Raw genomic sequence first — 18,263 nt, forward strand, 5'->3', positions numbered from 1 at the left:
CGCGCCATGGCCGCATTGGCGACGGCGGCGGCGTGGAATTAACCCTCTCTTAACAAACAGGATGCGGAGCCAGGCGTCAGCCGCTACTCTGCCCGTAAAGGTTGTATGATTCGGTTGTCTGGTGCCGCCATGTTGCTTCTTGGAAGTCTGTTGAGCATGCTCGTGGTCGGGCTGGCGGTCGATGTCAGTTCGACCCGGCCCGAGCCGGGCGAGGAAGATCCCGACAATCCCGGCCCCGTCGAGCCGGACCCGGACGACGACCCCGAGGGCGTCGAGACCGAGGGCACCGAGGGTTCGGACTGGCTCGCCGGCAGCGAATACGACGACCTGCTCAGCGGGTTCGGCGGCAATGACGATTTGCACGGCGGCCTGGGCGACGACACGCTGTTGGGCGGTGATGGCACCGACTGGATCTATGGCGACGGCGACTATGGCGAGGGCGGCGACGATTCGATCGAAGGCGGCGCCGGCGACGATTCCCTGGTCGGCCAGGGCGGCCATGACACCGTGCATGGCGGCGCCGGCGACGACACGATCTTCGGCGGCGAGGGTGACGACAGCCTGACCGGCGGCGAGGGCGACGACTGGATCACCGGCAATGCCGGCAATGACACGCTGGTCGCCGGCCGCGGCACCGACGACCTGGACGGCGGCGAGGGCGACGACCTGCTGATCGGCTCGGCCCATCCCGACGCGGCCTGGCTGCATGGCGGCGCCGGCCATGACACGCTGATGGCCGGCGCCGGCGATTTCGCCGAGGGCGGCGAGGGCGAGGACCTGTTCCAGCTGGGCGCCCCCGATCCGGCGCTGGAGGATCCGGGCGAGACCGTGCCGGTGATCGGCGACTTCGACCTGGACCAGGACCGGCTTGAGCTGCGCTATGAGGATGACGGCGACGGCATCCCGCCCGAGGTGACGCTGGACCTGCACCCGGACGGCTCGACCCTGGTGCGCATGGACGGGCTGGCCGTGGGCAAGCTGCTGGGGGTGCAGGGGCTGCAGGTCAGCGACATCACCCTGACGGCGATCCGGCCCGCCGCCTGACCGCAGGGTCGAGAAAAGCCTTTCCTTTCCCGCCGATTCCGCCTATAGCCGCGCATCCTCTGGACCGAATCCGGCGGATCTCTCCATGGGCCTGCGCTGGACGACATCCCGGCCGGAGCCATAACCCTTTGACTTCGAAAGGAGACCCCGATGTCGATCACCGTCGAGGAAAAGAACCGCGTGATGAGCGAATTCGCGACCAAGAAAGGCGACACCGGCTCGCCCGAGGTCCAGGTCGCCATCCTGTCGTCGCGCATCGCCACCCTGACCGAGCACTTCAAGACCCACAAGAAAGACAACCATTCGCGTCGTGGTCTGCTGAAGCTGGTCGCGCAGCGCCGCAAGCTGCTGGACTATCTGAAGCGCAAGGACGAAGCCCGCTATACCGACCTGATCGGCAAGCTGGGCCTGCGCCGCTAAGGCGTCTCTCGCAGTTGACAGACGGACGCCCGGGGCCATGCCGCGGGCGTTTTTCTTTGTGTCCGGGGCCAGTCGAGCCGAACGGCCGAAGGATAAAATGCGCCATAGTTCTTTCTGGAAGCTGACCCGATTTCGATATTGGCTAATCCTGCGTAAACAGGAGAATGGCCCAATGCCGTTAGGATTATTGACGAGTATCTTGAATTCCACGCTCACCGGGGCGACGGGCGCGCGCACCGACCAAAGCGCGGCCCAGAACAGCGCCCAGAACCAGGCGTCGGCGCCGCAAGGCAGCGCGCCGATCACGGATGTCAGCCAGGATCGCATCGACCTGAACGACCCGGAAAAAGCGGCAGATGCCGCGCCGGTTGCTGCCTATCCGCCGCCTCCGCCCGCCGCGATACCGGATGTGCCGGCGGCGTTGGTGGAAGCCGAGCCCGCGCCTGTCACGGCGGCCGTGGTCCTCGACGCCGAGCAGGAGGCGGCCCCCGTGACGAAGGCGGCTGCCGGCACCAGCGCACAGGTCGACACGGCCGCGGATGCCTTGGCCATCGACGCGAGCTCGACCGCGCCTGTCTCGGCGGGCCGGTCCGGGACCAGTGCCGGCTCGGCGTCGGCGGAAACCGCCCCGGCCGCCGACAGCGGCTTCGTCACGCAGGCCACGGATGCCTGGTCGGACGAGGAACATGCCCGCGCCATGGCGATCAAGGCGTTGCAGCAGGAGCGGATGCTCAACATCGCCTCTACCCTGACCGAGGCGGCGGACAAGCACGCCGCCGTTCAGGCCGAAAAGCGCGCCGAGACTGCCGCCGCCACCGCCGAAGCCAGCACGCGCCCCGCGCTGCTGGTCGCATGATCCGGCGCGTCCCGCCCGGCCGCGGGCGGGACGCAACGCCTTGGGCGTCGGGCCGCCATGGGACGGCCGGCGCCGGCGGACCCCGCCAAAACTCTTTTCACAGCCCCTGTTTTCCTGTATGGGGCCCCATCTGTGACGTGACGCCCCCAGCCCCGGGGCACATGCGCAAGGATAGGGGCGGGCGGCAATGGGGCCGCCATAGACACGGGAGGCCGGAGGGCCGGTCGCTCCCAGAGGAAATCAGATGCATTTTGACGAAGTCAAGAAATCCATCCAGTGGGGTCAGGAAACGCTGACGCTGGAAACGGGCAAGGTTGCCCGCCAGGCCGACGGCTCGGTCATCGCCACCCTGGGCGAAACCAGCGTCATGGCCAACGTGACCTTCGCGAAGGAACCGAAACCCGGGCAGGACTTCTTCCCGCTGACGGTGCACTACCAGGAAAAATACTACGCCGCCGGCAAGATCCCGGGCGGCTTCTTCAAGCGCGAGGCGCGCCCCAGCGAGAAAGAGACGCTGACCGCGCGCCTGATCGACCGCCCCTGCCGCCCGCTCTTCGCCCCCGGCTTCAAGAACGAAGTCCTGGTGATGTGCACCGTGCTGTCGCATGACCTGGTCAACGACCCGGACATCGTGGCGATGATCGCCGCCTCGGCCGCGCTGACCATCTCGGGCGTGCCCTTCATGGGTCCGATCGGCGCCGCGCGCGTCGGCTTCGCCAATGGCGAATACGTGCTGAACCCCGAGGTTCAGGACATGGACCACCTGCGCTCGAACCCCGAGCAGCGCCTGGACCTGGTCGTCGCCGGCACCAAGGATGCCGTGATGATGGTCGAATCGGAAGCCTATGAGCTGACCGAGGAAGAGATGCTCGGCGCGGTGAAATTCGGCCATGAGCAGATGCAGCCGGTCATCGACCTGATCATCGCGCTGGCCGAGGTTGCCGCGAAAGAGCCCTTCGACTTCCAGTCGCCGGACTACAGCGCGCTTTACGCCCGCGTGAAGTCGCTGGGCGAGGACCAGATGCGCGCCGCCTATGCCATCCGCGACAAGGGCGATCGTCACGACGCCATCGAGGCCAGCAAGGCCGCGATCAAGGCCGGCCTGACCGAGGAAGAACTGCTGGACCCGAACCTGGGCTCGGCGCTGAAGAAGCTGGAATCGGGCATCCTGCGCGGTGACATCATCAACGGCGGCGCCCGCATCGACGGCCGCGACAACAAGACCGTGCGCGCCATCGACAGCGAAGTCGGCATCCTGCCGCGCACCCATGGCTCGGCGCTGTTCACCCGCGGCGAAACCCAGGCGCTGGTCGTGACCACGCTGGGCACCGGCGACGACGAGCAGATCATCGACGCGCTGCACGGCAATTCGCGTTCGAACTTCCTGCTGCACTACAACTTCCCGCCCTATTCGGTCGGCGAGGTTGGCCGCGTCGGCAGCCCGGGCCGCCGCGAGATCGGCCATGGCAAGCTGGCCTGGCGCGCGCTGCAGGCGGTGCTGCCGGCCGCGACCGACTTCCCCTATACCATCCGCGTGGTCAGCGAGATCACCGAGTCGAACGGCTCGTCCTCGATGGCCTCGGTCTGCGGCGGTTCGCTGTCGATGATGGATGCGGGCGTGCCGCTGAAGGCGCCGGTCGCCGGCGTCGCCATGGGCCTGATCCTGGAAGACGACGGCCGCTATGCCGTGCTGACCGACATCCTGGGTGACGAGGATCACCTGGGCGACATGGACTTCAAGGTCGCCGGCACCGAAAACGGCATCACCTCGCTGCAGATGGACATCAAGGTCGCGGGCATCACCCCGGCGATCATGGAGCAGGCCCTGGCGCAGGCCAAGGACGGCCGGATGCACATCCTGGGCGAGATGTCGAAGGCCCTGACCGAAGGCCGGCGCGAGTTCAGCGCCCACGCCCCGCGCATCGAGACCATGACCATCCCGACCGACAAGATCCGCGAAGTGATCGGCTCGGGCGGCAAGGTCATCCGCGAGATCGTCGAGGTGTCCGGCGCCAAGGTCGACATCAACGACGACGGCGTCATCAAGATCGCCTCGGCCAATGCCGATTCGATCAAGAAGGCCTATGACATGATCTATTCGATCGTGGCCGAGCCGGAAGAGGGCAAGATCTATACCGGCAAGGTCGTCAAGCTGGTCGATTTCGGCGCTTTCGTGAACTTCTTCGGCAAGCGCGACGGCCTGGTGCATGTGTCCCAGATCGCCAGCAAGCGCCTGAACCACCCGAACGAGATCCTGAAGGAAGGCCAGGAGGTCAAGGTCAAGCTGCTGGGCTTCGACGACCGCGGCAAGGTCCGCCTGGGCATGAAGATGGTTGACCAGGAGACCGGCGAGGAAATCGCCCCCGAGAAGAAAGAGGACGCCCAGGCCGAGTGATCGGCCGACGGTTCCGGAAAGGCCCCGCGTTTGCGGGGCCTTTTTCATTGCTGCCGATGTTGCGCCCCCCGGACCGGCCCGCGATGGAACGGATCGGGCCTAGGGACGCCGGTTTCTTCGCGCGCGTTTCCAGGCCTTGAACCGCTTGCGCCAGGCCTGCATCCGGCCGACCGGCGGCACGAGGTTCGCACGCAGCGCCGGATCGGCGGGAACCGTCAGCGCGGCGGCAAACTGCGCGTCGAAATCCGCAAGTGACGCGACCGCCGCGTCCCGGACGCGCGCCGCCCTTTCGCGGGCTTCCGGGGAAAGGCAACGCGCAAGCGCCGCCGCGAGCTCGTCATCGCTTGCGGCGTCGGCGTCGAACACCTCGGGCCAGCCCAGTTTCTGCGCCTGGCGCGTGACCTTGTCGCCCCCCGCCACCGGGTCGATCGCCAGCGTCGGGATGCCGTTCTTGAGCGCCAGCACCATGCCGTGAAGCCTTGTCGTCAGCATGGCGTCAAGCCGGCGGCAGATTGCCTCGAACTCGGCGCCGCTGGACAGGCCGAAGCGATTGGTTTCGACAGGCACGGAGGTGTCCAGCTCGATGAAGGCAACGCCGGCATCCCGGATCAGGCGGCGCAGTCTCTGCGCTGCCAGGTCGCCACGGCGCCGCTCGCCATATTCGCGCTGCGGGCTGGCCAGGCACAGGCCCACGACCGGCATCGGCTCCGGGGTTTCGAGGAAACTCAGGTCGGCGCGCACGGTCCTGTCGCTGTCGCGTTCCAGCAGGACTTCGAACGGATTGAAGTCCTGAAGCCTCTCCACCATGGTCAGATTGACGCCGATATGCACGCAATGCTGGAAGCGGCCGAAAATGCTGTCATGCTGCACGGCCATCCGGGGCGTGAAGGGGCCGCAGATCACGATCAGATGCGTATAGCGCCGCGGGTCCAGCCTGTGCTTGTCCAGCCAGGTCTGATCCACGGTCAGCCGGGCATCGGTATAGGGGGAAACGTCGTAATCCATGCCCAGGGCATCGAGCCGCCGCTCGATCTGCCGCAGGACCTCGACGTCGCCCACGGTGGAAAGATGCCCCACCAGAAGCGCGCGGGCGGGGTTGCCTTGCGAAGGAGCGCGGTTGTCTTTCGTCAAATCCAGCTCCTGAGCCTGCCTTTGCGTGATGCGCGGCGTTTCGATCAGGTCGGGCGCAGATCGGGGTGCTTGCGCAGAAAGCGGCGCAGGGCCCGTTTATAGATTCTGGTCGCCCGACCGCGAGAAGACCAGATATCCCAGCCCGCTGCCCGCCAGGGTTTTTCCGGCCCATGATAATGCAGGATGACCGACCCCCTGCCGGGCAGGGCGCCGGTCGCCGGCGTGCCGTTGCGCGACAAATGTGCGCGGTGTTTCCGGATGCGGCCCCAGGATGCGTTCCATCCCAGGTCCAGCTGGACGACATTGCCGCGGAACAGGGCGTTCAGGTGGTCCTGGTCGCCATGACTGCAGGCAGAGGCGGCGACGACATCCGCGACCCGCTCCAGCAAGGCCGGTTCCGCGCGAAGGGCGTCGCAATTCAGCAAGAGCACCCCGGCGTTGAAGTAATCCTGAACCGGGGCCGGATCCATCAACTGCCGGATTTCGGAAAGCCGCTCCTCGCGCGCGCCGGATCGTCCATCCCGATCGGCCAGCCAATGCGCGACCGTGTAATCCCGCACCACGCCGGCATAGGCCCTGCCCAGGTCGAGCCGGAACAGCTCGGATACATCGCCGGTCACCAGCGTGTCGCCATCGATGTAGAGCACATGACCGTCGATGAGGCGCGGAATGAACAGGCGGCCCATGGTGGCAGCCGAGATATAGCTTTGCGGACCGTGCGCGCCATCGAGATAGCCGCTGCCGATATCCTTGCAATGCAGCGCGACCCGAGGGTTTTCCGCAGCGACCTTTTCGACATCGGCCCAGTCTGCAGCCTGCAACCCGTCGCCCCAGACGTGCAGTTCGGCCGGGCCCTTCAGGTGTTGCAGCAGGCTCCAGACGGAAACCAGGGTCGGCCTGAGAAAGCCGCGGTCGGTGACATAGGCAACCTTGACCGTGCGGGGCGGCGTCGTCAACGAAGGCTCCGTTCGTTCCGGGTCGGGACAGATCCCTGATATGGGACTTTTCCATTCCGGGCAACATTGCAGCGGCATCCGGCCCGTGCCGCGACGGGGCGTGATCCTGCGCCGCAGGGCAAGGCGCCAGGACCGCGCCCGCCAAAGCCGCGCCCCGGAAGGCGCGGCGTTGCCCGGCCTTACGCCGGGTCCTTGGCGAAGCGCAGATAGGGCAGCTTCTTGTCCAGCGCGCCGTATTTCGCCTCGGCCGCCGCGTCGTCCAGCGCCAGCGCCACGATCACGTCCTGGCCGGGCACCCAGTTCGCCGGCGTCGCCAGCGGCACGCCATCGGTCTTTTGCACCGCGTCCAGCGCCCGGACGATCTCGGCGAAGTTGCGGCCCACCGACATCGGATAGGTCATCGTCAGCCGCACCTTCTTGTCCGGCCCGATGATGAAGACCGTGCGCACCGTCGCCGAATGCGCCGGGGTGCGGCCCTCGGTCGGCAGGTAATAGTCGGCCGGGAGCATGTCATAGGCCTTGGCGACGGCCAGGTCGCTGTCGTCGATGATGGCGAAATTCGCCGGAACGCCCGCCAGTTTCTCGATGTCGGATTTCCACTTGCCGTGGTCCTCGACCGAATCGACCGAGACGCCCAGGACCTTGGTGCCGCGCTGCTCGAACTCGGGCACCAGTTGCGCCACGGCGCCGAATTCGGTGGTGCAGACCGGGGTGAAATCGCGCGGATGCGAGAACAGGATCGCGTAGCTGTCGCCGATCCAGTCGTGGAAGCGGATCTCTCCCTCGGTGGAATTGGCGGTGAAATCGGGGGCGGTGTCGTTGATGCGCAGGGACATGGGTCCGTCCTTTCAGTTGCTTCGCCGCCCAACATAGGCAATGCGCAAAGGATTGCCAACACGACCTTTCAAGTCGTGTTATCTGCTCTGGCGGCGCCCTGCACCCCGAGCCGCTTGCGAAGCCCGACCGGCAGTGCCACGTTAGCGGCCAGAAACCGAAAGGAGCCGCTCATGAGCGCGATTGCAGACAAGCGGAAATTCTACATTGACGGCGCCTGGGTCGAGCCGGCGGCGCCGCGCGATCTCGAGGTCATCGACCCCTCGACCGAAGAGCCGGTGGCGGTGATTTCGCTGGGCGACCAAGCCGATACCGATGCGGCCGTGGCCGCCGCCAAGGCCGCCTTCCCGGGCTGGTCGGCGGTGCCGCCGGCGGAACGGCTGGTCCATGTCGAAAACATCCTCGCGATCTACAAGCGCCGGGCGCAGGACATGGCCGATGCCATCAGCGCCGAGATGGGCGCGCCGCAGGACATGGCGCTGGAGGACCAGGTCGGCGTCGGCGCCTATCACATCCAGACCTTCATCGACAGTTTCCGCGACTTCGAATTCATCCGCCCGCTGCGCCCGGACACCCCGACCAGCATGGTCGCGTGGGAGCCGGTCGGCGTCGTCGGGCTGATCACGCCCTGGAACTGGCCGATGAACCAGGTCACGCTGAAGGTGATCCCCGCCATCCTGGCCGGCAATACCGTGGTGCTGAAGCCCAGCGAGATCGCGCCGCTGAGCTCGGTGGTCTGGAGCGAGATCATCGACGAGGCCGGGCTGCCCAAGGGCGTCTACAACATGGTGAACGGCGACGGTGTCGGCGTCGGCACCCAGCTTTCGGTGCATCCCGACGTCGAGATGATCAGCTTCACCGGCTCGACCCGCGCCGGCATCGCCATCACCAAGGCCGCCGCCGACACGGTCAAGAAGGTGGTGCTGGAACTGGGCGGCAAGGGCGCGAACCTGGTCTTTGCCGATGCCGACGAAAAGGCCGTGGCGCGCGGCGCGCGGCATGTCTTCTACAACTCTGGCCAAAGCTGCAACGCGCCGACCCGGATGCTGGTCGAGCGGTCCTTTTACGAGACCGCCGTCGAGCAGGCGAAGAAGGTGGCCGAGGAAACCCCGGTCGCCACCGCGCACCAGCCCGGCAAGCATATCGGCCCGGTGGTCAGCAAGCAGCAGTGGGACAAGATCCAGGACCTGATCCAGAAGGGCATCGACGAGGGCGCCCGCCTGGTCGCCGGCGGTCCCGGCCTGCCCGAGGGTGTCAACCGCGGCTATTTCGTGCGCCCGACGGTGTTCGCGGATGTGACGAACGACATGACCATCGCCCGGCAGGAAATCTTTGGCCCGGTGCTGTCGATCATTCCCTTCGACAGCGAAGAGGAGGCCGTCGCCATCGCCAATGACACGATCTATGGGCTGACGAACTACGTCCAGACCCAGGACGGCAAGCGCCGCAACCGGCTGGCCCGGCAGCTGCGCGCCGGCATGGTCGAGACGAACGGCCAGTCGCGCGGGCGCGGCTCGGCCTTCGGCGGGGTCAAGGCCTCGGGTCGGGCGCGCGAGGGCGGCGTCTGGGGGCTCGAGGAATTCATGGACAGCAAGCAGATCAGCGGCTGGGATCCCGAGGCGTGACGCTTTTCCTTGCCCCGGCGCGGCGTTAGCATCCGCGCCGGGACAAGGGGGAACAGCATGAAGACCATCCTGATCACCGGCGGCGGCAGCGGCATCGGCCGGCTGACGGCCCGCCGTTTCCTTGAAGCCGGCTGGCGGGTCGGGCTGATCGGCCGGCGCGAATCGGCGCTGGCCGAAACCGCGGCGGGCGATCCGCGGGCGCTGGTGCTGCCCTGCGACGTGACCGATCCGCAGGCGGTGGACGCGGCCTTTGCCCGGGCGGTGGCGGAATGGGGCCGGCTCGACGTGCTGTTCAACAATGCGGGCGCCATCCTGATCTCGCGCCTGATCGACGAGATTTCCTGGCAGGACTGGCAGGGCGTGGCGCGCGTCAACATCGACGGCATGTTCCTGTGCGCCCGCGCCGCCTTTCGCCAGATGCGGCGGCAGGATCCGATGGGCGGGCGCATCATCAACAACGGCTCGATCGCGGCCGAGGCGCCGCGTCCCGGCTCGGTGCCCTATACGATGTCGAAACATGCGGTGACCGGGCTGACGCGCACGCTGGCGCTGGACGGCCGGCCCTTCAACATCGCCTGCGGCCAGATCGACGCCGGCAATGCGGCGACCGAGATGATTTCCGCGGTGGGCCACGTCGGCGCGCCGCAGGCCGACGGGCAGATCCGGGCCGAGCCGCTGATGGATGCGGCCCATGTCGCCGAGGCGGTGTTTCACATGGCGAGCCTGCCCGAGGGCGCGAACGTGCTGCACATGACGGTGATGGCGACCAACATGCCCTTCGTGGGGCGCGGCTGAGGGCGCCCAGGGGTCACGTCGCGCGCGCGGTCGCAGGGGTATTTGCGAAACAGTGAAGGCCGGGGTTCAGCCCTCGGCTTCCAGGTATTCGGCCAGCAGCGCGGTCTTGGTGAAATAGTCCGGCGACAGGTCGAGCAGCGCGGGCAGGTCGCGCAGCACCCGGCGCAGGTGCAGCCGGATCGCCGCCTCGGCCCGGTCGGGATCGCCCGAGGCCACCGCCTCGGCCACGGCGCGATGCTGCGCGATGATGGCGTCGCGGGCGACCAGCGCCGTCAGCAGGTGGCGGGCGCGGTCGAGGTGGATCTTGATCTGCTGCAGATGCGTCCAGACCATCGCCTTGCCGGCGATGGCGGCGAGCTGGGCGTGGAATTCTTCGTCCAGGCGGGCGAGCTGCGCGGTATCGGTGGCCTGTTCCTGCTGCGCGAGCTGGGCGAACAGCGCCTGCAACTGGGCCGGGGTGGCGCGGCGGGCGGCGCGGCGGGCCAGGTCGGCCTCGACCGATTCGCGGATGAAGCGGGTGCAGAGCACCCATTCCAGGTCGATGCGGGTGACAAAGGTGCCGCGCTGCGGGCGCACCTCGATCAGCCCGTCGCCGGTCAGGCGGATGAAGGCCTCGCGCACCGGCTGGCGCGAGAGCTGGTACTGGTCGGCGATCTCCTGTTCCGAAAGCCGGGTGCCGGGGGACAGTTCGCAGCCGACGATGCGCTGGCGCAGCCGGGCGTGCAACTGGGCCGCGAAAGGCGCCGGGACCGGCGCCGCCATGGTCGATGCAGGATTCATCTCTTCCCCCTGCTTTCGCTGTAATTGGTTAATTTACCCGGCGTCAACCGTTCGCGTTTACTGGAAGCGCATCGTGGTCTGCTGATGGTAGATCCGGCCCGGTTCCAGCCGGGCGGATGGATAGCCGGGCTGGTTCGGCGCATCGGGCCAGAGCTGCGATTCCAGCGCGATCCCGGCATGGCGGCCATAGGGCCGGCCGGCAAGGCCGGGGGCGCCGGGGCCGAGGTGATTGGCGGTATAGACCTGCAACCCCGGCTCGGTCGAGCGCAGGGTCAGGCGCAGCTCGTCGGCCTGCAGCACGGCGGCCTGGCGCGGCCTGGCGTGGCGGGAAGGGGCGAGGCACAGGTTATGGTCGATGGCCGGTCCCGCCAGCCGCTCGCCCAGCCGCACCGGGCGGCGGAAGTCCAGCGCCGTGCCGCGCACCGGGGCCGGGGGCCCGAGCGGGATCAGGTCGGCATCCACCGGCAGATAGCTCCGGGCAGGGACGCTCAGGCGATGCTCGGCCACCGTGTCGCGGCCGTCGAGGTTGAAATAGCTGTGCTGGGCGAAATTGCACAAGGTCGGCGCGTCCGAGGTGGCGAGGATGGTCAGCGACAGCATTGGCCCGGGCAGGATGCGATAGATCGCCCGCACCAGCATGGTGCCGGGAAAGCCCATGTGACCGTCGGGCAGCAGGTCGGCCAGCGTGACCATGTCCTCGGTCTGTTCGGCCAGGATCCAGTTGCGGGTGCCGCTGCCGTCGCTGCCGCCATGCAGGATGTGGCACCCGTCCTGGTTGCGGTCCAGTTGCAGTTGCCGCCCGTCGAGCAGCGCGCGGGCCTGGCCGATGCGATTGGCATAGCGGCCGACGATGGCGCCGAAATAGCGGCCCTCGTCCAGATAGGGGGCAAGCTGCGGATAGCCCAGCACCAGCGGATGCGCGACGCCCGCGAGCCGCAGATCTTGCAGCGAGGCGCCCAGCGTCATCACCGAGGCGGCCAGTCCGTGGCCCGAGATCACCGCCCGCGTGACCGCCCGGCCATCGGGCAGCGTGCCGAAGGGCGCGCGCATCATGCCAGCACCCGCGGCTCGGGCCGGCCGCGCGCGGGGCCGGGGTCCAATTCCCAGGTGCGGCCGTCCTGCGGGCCGCGGCGGCCTTCGGCGGCGCTGGTGACGATCAGCCGCGACAGGTCGCGGCCGGCGAAGCAGGGGCAGCTGGGCTGGCTGGCCGGCAGGGTCAGGCGGCTGAGCAGCCGCCCGTCCGGCGCGTGGCAGGCGACCGAGCCGCTGCCCCAGCGCGCGTTCCAGAACCGGCCCTGGTCGTCGGTCACCGCGCCATCGGGGAACTGGTCGGTGCCGGCGAGGTCGAGGAAGACCTGCGCCTGCCCCATGGGCCAGCCGTCCGGGTCCAGCGGCTGGCTCCAGACCGTCTGCGCGGCGGTGTCGGCGAAATAGGCCAGCCGCCCGTCCGGTGAAAAGCAGATCGCATTCGGGATCGAAAGCCCGGCGCGAAGCTGGCGCAATTCGCCCCGGAAAAAGCGGTAGATCGCGCCTTGGCCGGTTTCGGCGCTGCGCGACATGGTGCCGATCCAGAAGCCGCCCTGCGGGTCGGCGCGGCCGTCGTTCGAGCGGTTCTCGGGGCGGTCGGGCTCCAGCGCCACCAGCCGCCTGGACTCGCCATTCCTCAGGTCGAAGCGCAGGAGCGCGGTTTCGCTGGCGATCAGCAGGCGGTCGCGGTCGATCCAGCCGCAGGCCGAGACCATCTCGTCGAATTGCCATTCCAGCGGCGCGCCGTCCAGCTGCGACATCAGCCGCCGGCCGAGGATGTCGAACCAGAAGGGCTGCGCGCGTTCGGGGTGCCAGAAGGCGCCTTCGCCCAGTTCGCAGATGCGCGGGTCGAAGACCGTCGCGCTCATGCCAAGGCCTGCATGGCGGCGATGATCTCGCGGGCGCGGGTGGCGATGGTTTCGGGGGCATCGCCGGGTCTGTAGAGCGCGGTGCCGATGCCGAAGCCCTGCGCCCCGGCGGCGTGCCATTCGGCGAAATTCTGCGGCCCGGCGCCGCCGACGGCATAGACCGGGATCTCGGGCGGCAGGACGGCGCGCAGCGCCTTCAGCGCCGCCGGGCCGGCCTGGTCGGCCGGGAACAGCTTCAGCCCGGTGGCGCCGGCGGCGATGGCGGCGAAGCATTCCGTGGCGGTAAAGACGCCGGGCCAGCTTTCCAGGCCGCGCGCCCGGGTCTCGCGGATCACCGCCCGATCGGCATTGGGCGAGACGATCATGCGGCCGCCGACATCGGCGACGCGGCCGACCTGCTCCGGGGTCAGCACGGTGCCGGCGCCCAGCGTGGCCTGGCCGCCGAAGGCCGCCGCCATCAGCCGGATGCTTTCCAGCGGGTCGGGCGAGTTCAGCGGCACCTCGATGCGGGTGATGCCGGATTCGATCAGGGCGCGGGCGACGGGCAGGGCCTCGGGCGGGGTCAGGCCGCGCAGGATGGCGATGATGGGCTGGGTCATGGGTCCTCGTGCAAAAGCCGGTGGGCGGCGGTCAGCCCGGCCAGGACCAGCGCAGCGCCGTCCTGTCGCCGGACCCGGGCGCCCTGCGCCAGCAAGAGCGTTTCGTAATGCGTCGTCAAGTCGGGGGCGCCGATCAGCACGACCTCGGCCCCGGTCCAGAACGGGCGGGCGGCGGCCAGTTCGGCGCCGATCAGCAGGCCGGAGAGCCGCCCGGCCGCCTGTTCCGGCGCCAGCCGGTCGAGCAGCGCCCCGGCGCGCAGGGCGAAGAGCCCGGCCGGGACGGAGGCGGGATCGGCCAGCGCCTGCGCCCCGGCCTGGGTCAGCGCCTGGGCGTCGGGCGTGGCTTCGGCCAGGGTCAGGCGCAGCACGGACTGCCGGGCGAGCAGGGCGAAAAGCTCTCCGGTCATGAAGGTGGCGAAGCGGGTGACGGCGCCATCCGCGATCCGGACCCATTTGCTATGCGTGCCGGGCAGGCAGAGCACGCCGCAAAAGCCCGGGTTCTCGGCCAGGAAACCGGCGATCTGGGTTTCCTCGCCGCGCATCACGTCGGGCGGGTCGGTCTGCGACAGGCCGGGCAGGATGCGCAGGTCCAGCCGCGGGTCCAGGGCCGGGGGGCGGATCGCCTGCCGCGGGTCCAGCGGGACGCAGGGGACGGGGCGATAGGCGGCCTCGACCCAGCCGCCGCGGGCGCCGACCATGCCGCAGGCCAGGACCGGGATGGTGCCCGCGGCCGGCAGCCAGTCGGCGGCCAGCGCCAGCAGCGCCGGCTCGAACCCCTCGGGCGAAAGCCGGCCCATGCCCTGGTCCGAGGCGCGGGCCTGAAGCATCTGCGCGCCCTGCATGGCCCAGGCGCGCAGCCGGGTCGTGCCCCAGTCGACGGCGATCCAGTCCGGTGTCACGATTTCGACTTGTTCGATACGTCGAAGATCACGGCGGCCATCAGCACCAGCCCCTTGATGACCTGCTGATAGTCGATGCCGATGCCCAGGATGGACATGCCGTTGTTCATCACCCCCATGATGAAGGCGCCGACCACCGCGCCGATCACCGTGCCGACGCCGCCCGCCATCGAGGCGCCGCCGATGAACACCGCCGCGATCACGTCAAGCTCGAACCCGACGCCGGCCTTGGGCGTGGCCGAGTTCAGCCGGGCCGAAACCACCAGCCCCGCCAGCGCCGCCAGCATCCCCATGTTCATGAAGGTCAGGAACACCACCCGTTCGCTGTTGATGCCCGAGAGCTTGGCCGCCTTGGCATTGCCGCCGATGGCGAAGATGCGCCGGCCGATGGTCGTGCGCTCCGACAGGAAGGCGTAAAGCGCGACCAGCACCGCCATGACGATGAAGACATTGGGCAGGCCGCGGAAATTCGCCAGCGCCCAGGTCATCCAGACCATGGCCAGGAAGATCAGCGCGTTCTTGGCGGCGAAGAAGGCGAAGGGCTCGTCGGCGATGCCCACCGCCTCCTCGCGCTTGCGGCCGCGGATCTGCAGCCACAGGATCACCACGGCGGCGCCCCAGCCCAGGATCAGCGACAGGGTGTTCGGCTTGTCCGGCCCGAACAGGTCCGGGATGAAGCCCGAGGCGATCATCTGGAAGCCGCGCGGGAAGGGGCCGATGTTCTGGCCCTGCAGGATCCACATGGTCAGCCCGCGGAACACCAGCATCCCGGCCAGGGTGACGATGAAGCTGGGGATCTTCCAATAGGCGATCCAATAGCCCTGGATGCCGCCGATCACCGCGCCGGCGACCAGCGCCAGCACCACGACCAGCGGGATCGGCAGGCCCATGCGCACGATCATCAGCGCCGCCAGCGCGCCGACGAAGGCCGCGACCGAGCCGACCGACAGGTCGATATGGCCGGCCACGATCACCAGCAGCATGCCCACCGCCATGATGACGATATGGCTGTTCTGCAGGAACAGGTTGGTCAGGTTCACCGGCCGGAACAGGATGCCGCCGGTCACCACCTGGAAGAAGGCCATGATGATGATCAGCGCGAACAGGATGCCGTATTCGCGGATATTGCGGCGGATGAAGCCGAAGGTGTCGCCTTGGCGGGTCTCGGTCGTGTCAGACATGGGCGGCCTCTGCCTCGATTTCCTGGGGCGTGACCGACTCGTCGGTCAGGTCGTGGCCCGAGCGGATGATGATGGACATGATCTTTTCCTGCGTCGCCTCGGCGGTGGGCAGTTCGCCGACCAGCCGGCCCTCGTTCATGACCAGGATGCGGTCGGTGATGCCCAGAAGCTCGGGCATCTCGGAGGAGATCACGATGATGGATTTCCCCGAGGCCGCCAGATCGCGGATGATGGTATAGATCTCGTATTTGGCGCCGACGTCGATGCCGCGGGTCGGCTCGTCCAGGATCAGGATCTCGGGTTCGGCGAACAGCCATTTCGCCAGCACGACCTTTTGCTGGTTGCCGCCCGACAGGTTCACCGTCTTCTGCTCGACCGAGGGCGAGCGGATGTTGATGCGCTTGCGATAGTCGCGGGCGACGGCGCCCTCGCGCTGCCGGTCCACCACCCCGCGCGTGGAAATCCCGGCAAGGTTCGCCAGCGGGATATTGCGGCGGATCGTGTCCTCCAGCACCAGGCCCAGCGACTTGCGGTCCTCGGTGACGTAGGCAAGGCCGGCGGCGATGGCCTTGGGCACCGTGGTCAGCTCGACCTCGCGGCCGTGGATGCGGACGCTGCCCGATTTCCAGTCGCCCATCGAGCGGCCGAAGATGCTCATGGCAAGCTCGGTGCGGCCGGCGCCCATCAGCCCGGCGATGCCCAGCACCTCGCCGCGCTTCAGCTCGAAACTGGCCTTCCTGACCAGCAGCCGGCCGTCGCGCAGCGGGTCGGCGACGTTCCAGTCGCGGACCTGCATCACCACCTCGCCGATCTTGGGCTCGCGCGGCGGATAGCGGTCGTCCATGGCGCGGCCGACCATGTCGCGGACGATCTGCGATTCCGCGACCATGCCGTCGTGATGGGCCACGGTCGAGCCGTCGCGCAGCACGGTGATGCTGTCGCAGACCTGGCTGATCTCGTTCAATTTGTGCGAGATCAGGATCGCCGTCATGCCCTGGTCGCGGAACCCTGCCAGCAGGCGCAAGAGCGCGTCGCTGTCATGCTCGTTCAGCGAGCTGGTCGGTTCGTCCAGGATCAGCAGGTCGACCTTTTTCGACAGCGCCTTGGCGATCTCGATCAGCTGCTGCTTGCCCATGCCCAGGGAGCCGACCTTGGTCTCGGGGCTTTCGCGCAGGCCCACTTTGGCCAGCAGCTCGGCGGTGCGGCGGTTGGTCTCCTGGCGGTCGATGACGCCGCGCGTGGCAATCTCGTTGCCCAGGAAGATGTTCTCGGCGATCGACATCTGCGGCACCAGCGCCAGTTCCTGGTGGATGATGACGATGCCCTTTTCCTCGCTGTCCTTGATGTCGCGGAAGGCCATGGGCTGGCCGTTGTACAGGATCTCGCCCTGATAGCTGCCATGCGGATAGACGCCCGAAAGCACCTTCATCAGCGTGGACTTGCCGGCGCCGTTCTCGCCGACCAGGGCGCGGATCTCGCCCCGGCGCACGGTCATGTTGACGTTGTCGAGTGCCTTGACCCCGGGGAATTCCTTGGTGATCCCCCGCATTTCCAGAATGGCGTCCATCCCGGTCCCCCCCTTTCGCAGGAAGCGCGCCGCCGGTCGGGCCGGCGGCGCGCGGCCAGGATCACTTGAGCTGGTCTTCGGTATAGTAGCCCGAGCCGACCAGGACCTCTTGCAGGTTCTTCGCGGTGACGGCGACCGGCTCCAGCAGGTAGGAGGGCACGACCTTGACGCCGTTGTCATAGGTCTTGGTGTCGTTCACCTGCGGCTCTTCGCCCTTGATCATGGCATCGACCATGCCGACGGTGACTTTCGCCAGCTCGCGGGTGTCCTTGAAGATGGTCGAATACTGCTCGCCCGCCTGGATCGACTTGACCGATTGCAGCTCGGCGTCCTGGCCGGTGACGATGGGCATCTTCATGTCGCCCGAGCCGTAGCCGACGCCCTTCAGCGAGGACAGGATGCCGATGGACAGCCCGTCATAGGGCGAAAGCACCCCGTTCACATGCTTGTCGGTGTAGTTGGCCGACAGGATGTTGTCCATGCGGGCCTGGGCGGTGGCCGGGTCCCAGCGCAGCGTGCCGACCTTGTCCATGCCCATCTGCCCCGAGGGGATCACCACCGAGCCGTCGTCGATCAGCGGCTGGATCACCGACATGGCGCCATCGTAGAAGAAGAAGGCGTTATTGTCGTCGGGCGAGCCGCCGAACAGCTCGACATTCCAGGGCTTCACGTCGGGGAAATTGGCCTTGAGCCCCTCGACCAGGGTATTGGCCTGTTCGACGCCGACCTTGAAGTTGTCGAAGGTGGCGTAATAGTCGATGTCGGGCGTGTCGCGGATCAGCCGGTCATAGGCGATGACCTTGATGTCGGCGGCCTTCGCATTGGCCAGCGCGTTCGACAGCGTGGTGCCGTCGATGGCGGCGATCACCAGCACGTTCACGCCCTTGGTGATCATGTTCTCGATCTGCGACAGCTGGTTCGGGATGTCGTCGTCGGCATATTGCAGGTCGGTCTGGTAGCCGGCTTCCTGGAACTGCTTGACCATGTTGTTGCCGTCGTCGATCCAGCGCGCCGAGGTCTTGGTCGGCATCGAGATCCCGACCATGCCTTCGGCCGCGGCCAGCCCCGGCAGAGACAGCACCGCGACCGAGGCCAGCGCCCCGGCGAGTTTCCTGAGATTCAGCATGACTCCTCCCTATCGATTCCCTGTCGATTGCGCGCCGTGCCGGTGGCCGCCTCCACGGTCCTGTCCGGCCGGAGCCTTCCCCTGTGTCGGCGCGGGACGCGAAATGCGGGCGGGCCCGGACATTCGGCGCCGCAACGGTCATGGACCGCCGGCCTGACCG

At 67.9% G+C, this 18,263-nt stretch carries 17 protein-coding genes; 6 read left to right on the top strand and 11 right to left on the bottom strand.

The features are described from left to right. Positions 1-156: 156 nt before the first annotated feature. From PARN5_RS0107365 to pnp, 4 genes are all read left to right on the top strand, one after another. Positions 157-1,044, top strand: coding sequence for a hypothetical protein (locus tag PARN5_RS0107365; RefSeq protein WP_017999128.1), 888 nt, complete (start codon positions 157-159; stop codon positions 1,042-1,044). Positions 1,045-1,194: 150 nt separating this feature from the next. Further along, entirely contained in the window at positions 1,195-1,464 is a 270-nt protein-coding gene (rpsO, locus tag PARN5_RS0107370) for a 30S ribosomal protein S15 (RefSeq protein ID WP_017999129.1), read from the top strand. Positions 1,465-1,561: 97 nt separating this feature from the next. Beyond that, on the top strand, positions 1,562-2,320 hold the full coding sequence (locus PARN5_RS0107375; protein WP_157403950.1) for a hypothetical protein: 759 nt from the start codon (positions 1,562-1,564) through the stop codon (positions 2,318-2,320). 244 nt (positions 2,321-2,564) lie between these two features. Further along, positions 2,565-4,715 carry a polyribonucleotide nucleotidyltransferase gene (gene pnp / locus PARN5_RS0107380; protein ID WP_017999131.1) on the top strand — a complete coding sequence of 717 codons (2,151 nt, stop codon included), beginning with the start codon at positions 2,565-2,567 and terminating at the stop codon, positions 4,713-4,715. A gap of 99 nt (positions 4,716-4,814) precedes the next feature. On the opposite strand, the gene PARN5_RS21790 is transcribed toward pnp, so the two are convergent. The 3 genes from PARN5_RS21790 to PARN5_RS0107395 form a co-directional block, all read right to left on the bottom strand. After that, positions 4,815-5,846: a polysaccharide pyruvyl transferase family protein gene (locus PARN5_RS21790; RefSeq protein WP_017999132.1), complete on the bottom strand. Its 1,032-nt coding sequence runs from the start codon at positions 5,844-5,846 to the stop codon at positions 4,815-4,817. A 44-nt stretch (positions 5,847-5,890) separates the two neighbouring features. Then, positions 5,891-6,880 carry a glycosyltransferase gene (locus PARN5_RS0107390; protein ID WP_081614946.1) on the bottom strand — a complete coding sequence of 330 codons (990 nt, stop codon included), beginning with the start codon at positions 6,878-6,880 and terminating at the stop codon, positions 5,891-5,893. Positions 6,881-6,981: 101 nt separating this feature from the next. Next, positions 6,982-7,638, bottom strand: coding sequence for a peroxiredoxin (locus PARN5_RS0107395; protein WP_017999134.1), 657 nt, complete (start codon positions 7,636-7,638; stop codon positions 6,982-6,984). Between the two features lie 180 nt (positions 7,639-7,818). Here PARN5_RS0107395 and PARN5_RS0107400 point away from each other — a divergent pair, with 180 nt between their 5' ends. Together PARN5_RS0107400 and PARN5_RS0107405 are read left to right on the top strand one after the other, a co-directional pair. Next, positions 7,819-9,261: an aldehyde dehydrogenase family protein gene (locus PARN5_RS0107400; protein WP_026155249.1), complete on the top strand. Its 1,443-nt coding sequence runs from the start codon at positions 7,819-7,821 to the stop codon at positions 9,259-9,261. 57 nt (positions 9,262-9,318) lie between these two features. Then, positions 9,319-10,056 carry an SDR family oxidoreductase gene (locus PARN5_RS0107405; protein WP_017999136.1) on the top strand — a complete coding sequence of 246 codons (738 nt, stop codon included), beginning with the start codon at positions 9,319-9,321 and terminating at the stop codon, positions 10,054-10,056. A gap of 66 nt (positions 10,057-10,122) precedes the next feature. Here the strand turns inward: PARN5_RS0107405 and PARN5_RS0107410 are convergent, their stop codons facing one another. From PARN5_RS0107410 to chvE, 8 genes are all read right to left on the bottom strand, one after another. Further along, complete coding sequence (locus PARN5_RS0107410) at positions 10,123-10,836, bottom strand: GntR family transcriptional regulator (protein WP_051070978.1); 714 nt, start codon at positions 10,834-10,836, stop codon at positions 10,123-10,125. Positions 10,837-10,893: 57 nt separating this feature from the next. Beyond that, positions 10,894-11,889, bottom strand: a complete 996-nt coding sequence (locus PARN5_RS0107415; protein ID WP_026155250.1) for an aldose epimerase family protein — start codon at positions 11,887-11,889, stop codon at positions 10,894-10,896. Then, on the bottom strand, positions 11,886-12,731 hold the full coding sequence (locus PARN5_RS0107420) for an SMP-30/gluconolactonase/LRE family protein (protein ID WP_017999139.1): 846 nt from the start codon (positions 12,729-12,731) through the stop codon (positions 11,886-11,888). Before PARN5_RS0107420 ends, PARN5_RS0107415 begins: the two co-directional genes overlap by 4 nt. Continuing rightward, positions 12,728-13,330, bottom strand: coding sequence for a 2-dehydro-3-deoxy-6-phosphogalactonate aldolase (locus tag PARN5_RS0107425; protein ID WP_017999140.1), 603 nt, complete (start codon positions 13,328-13,330; stop codon positions 12,728-12,730). Before PARN5_RS0107425 ends, PARN5_RS0107420 begins: the two co-directional genes overlap by 4 nt. Beyond that, complete coding sequence (locus PARN5_RS0107430; RefSeq protein ID WP_017999141.1) at positions 13,327-14,229, bottom strand: 2-dehydro-3-deoxygalactonokinase; 903 nt, start codon at positions 14,227-14,229, stop codon at positions 13,327-13,329. The genes PARN5_RS0107425 and PARN5_RS0107430 overlap by 4 nt, the downstream gene beginning before the upstream one ends. After that, positions 14,226-15,410, bottom strand: a complete 1,185-nt coding sequence (mmsB, locus tag PARN5_RS0107435) for a multiple monosaccharide ABC transporter permease (protein WP_017999142.1) — start codon at positions 15,408-15,410, stop codon at positions 14,226-14,228. The genes PARN5_RS0107430 and mmsB overlap by 4 nt, the downstream gene beginning before the upstream one ends. Then, positions 15,403-16,977 (bottom strand): multiple monosaccharide ABC transporter ATP-binding protein, encoded by a 1,575-nt coding sequence (mmsA, locus tag PARN5_RS0107440; protein ID WP_017999143.1) that lies wholly within the window; start codon positions 16,975-16,977, stop codon positions 15,403-15,405. Before mmsA ends, mmsB begins: the two co-directional genes overlap by 8 nt. Before the next feature lie 61 nt (positions 16,978-17,038). Then, a complete protein-coding gene (chvE, locus tag PARN5_RS0107445; protein ID WP_017999144.1) occupies positions 17,039-18,103 on the bottom strand; it encodes a multiple monosaccharide ABC transporter substrate-binding protein in 1,065 nt (354 codons plus the stop codon). Positions 18,104-18,263 lie beyond the last annotated feature (160 nt).

Source organism: Paracoccus sp. N5, from assembly GCF_000371965.1.
Taxonomy (GTDB): Bacteria; Pseudomonadota; Alphaproteobacteria; order Rhodobacterales; family Rhodobacteraceae; genus Paracoccus.

Excerpts from the sequence above, each read along its gene's own strand:
- PARN5_RS0107410 (WP_051070978.1), bottom strand. The coding sequence starts at position 10,836 with ATGAATCCTGCATCGACCATGGCGGCGCCGGTCCCGGCGCCTTTCGCG.
- PARN5_RS0107375 (WP_157403950.1), top strand. The coding sequence starts at position 1,562 with ATGCGCCATAGTTCTTTCTGGAAGCTGACCCGATTTCGATATTGGCTA.
- mmsA (WP_017999143.1), bottom strand. The coding sequence starts at position 16,977 with ATGGACGCCATTCTGGAAATGCGGGGGATCACCAAGGAATTCCCCGGG.
- PARN5_RS0107390 (WP_081614946.1), bottom strand. The coding sequence starts at position 6,880 with ATGCCGCTGCAATGTTGCCCGGAATGGAAAAGTCCCATATCAGGGATC.
- pnp (WP_017999131.1), top strand. The coding sequence starts at position 2,565 with ATGCATTTTGACGAAGTCAAGAAATCCATCCAGTGGGGTCAGGAAACG.
- PARN5_RS0107405 (WP_017999136.1), top strand. The coding sequence starts at position 9,319 with ATGAAGACCATCCTGATCACCGGCGGCGGCAGCGGCATCGGCCGGCTG.
- chvE (WP_017999144.1), bottom strand. The coding sequence starts at position 18,103 with ATGCTGAATCTCAGGAAACTCGCCGGGGCGCTGGCCTCGGTCGCGGTG.
- PARN5_RS0107395 (WP_017999134.1), bottom strand. The coding sequence starts at position 7,638 with ATGTCCCTGCGCATCAACGACACCGCCCCCGATTTCACCGCCAATTCC.
- PARN5_RS0107415 (WP_026155250.1), bottom strand. The coding sequence starts at position 11,889 with ATGATGCGCGCGCCCTTCGGCACGCTGCCCGATGGCCGGGCGGTCACG.
- PARN5_RS0107365 (WP_017999128.1), top strand. The coding sequence starts at position 157 with ATGCTCGTGGTCGGGCTGGCGGTCGATGTCAGTTCGACCCGGCCCGAG.
- mmsB (WP_017999142.1), bottom strand. The coding sequence starts at position 15,410 with ATGTCTGACACGACCGAGACCCGCCAAGGCGACACCTTCGGCTTCATC.
- PARN5_RS0107425 (WP_017999140.1), bottom strand. The coding sequence starts at position 13,330 with ATGACCCAGCCCATCATCGCCATCCTGCGCGGCCTGACCCCGCCCGAG.
- rpsO (WP_017999129.1), top strand. The coding sequence starts at position 1,195 with ATGTCGATCACCGTCGAGGAAAAGAACCGCGTGATGAGCGAATTCGCG.
- PARN5_RS0107420 (WP_017999139.1), bottom strand. The coding sequence starts at position 12,731 with ATGAGCGCGACGGTCTTCGACCCGCGCATCTGCGAACTGGGCGAAGGC.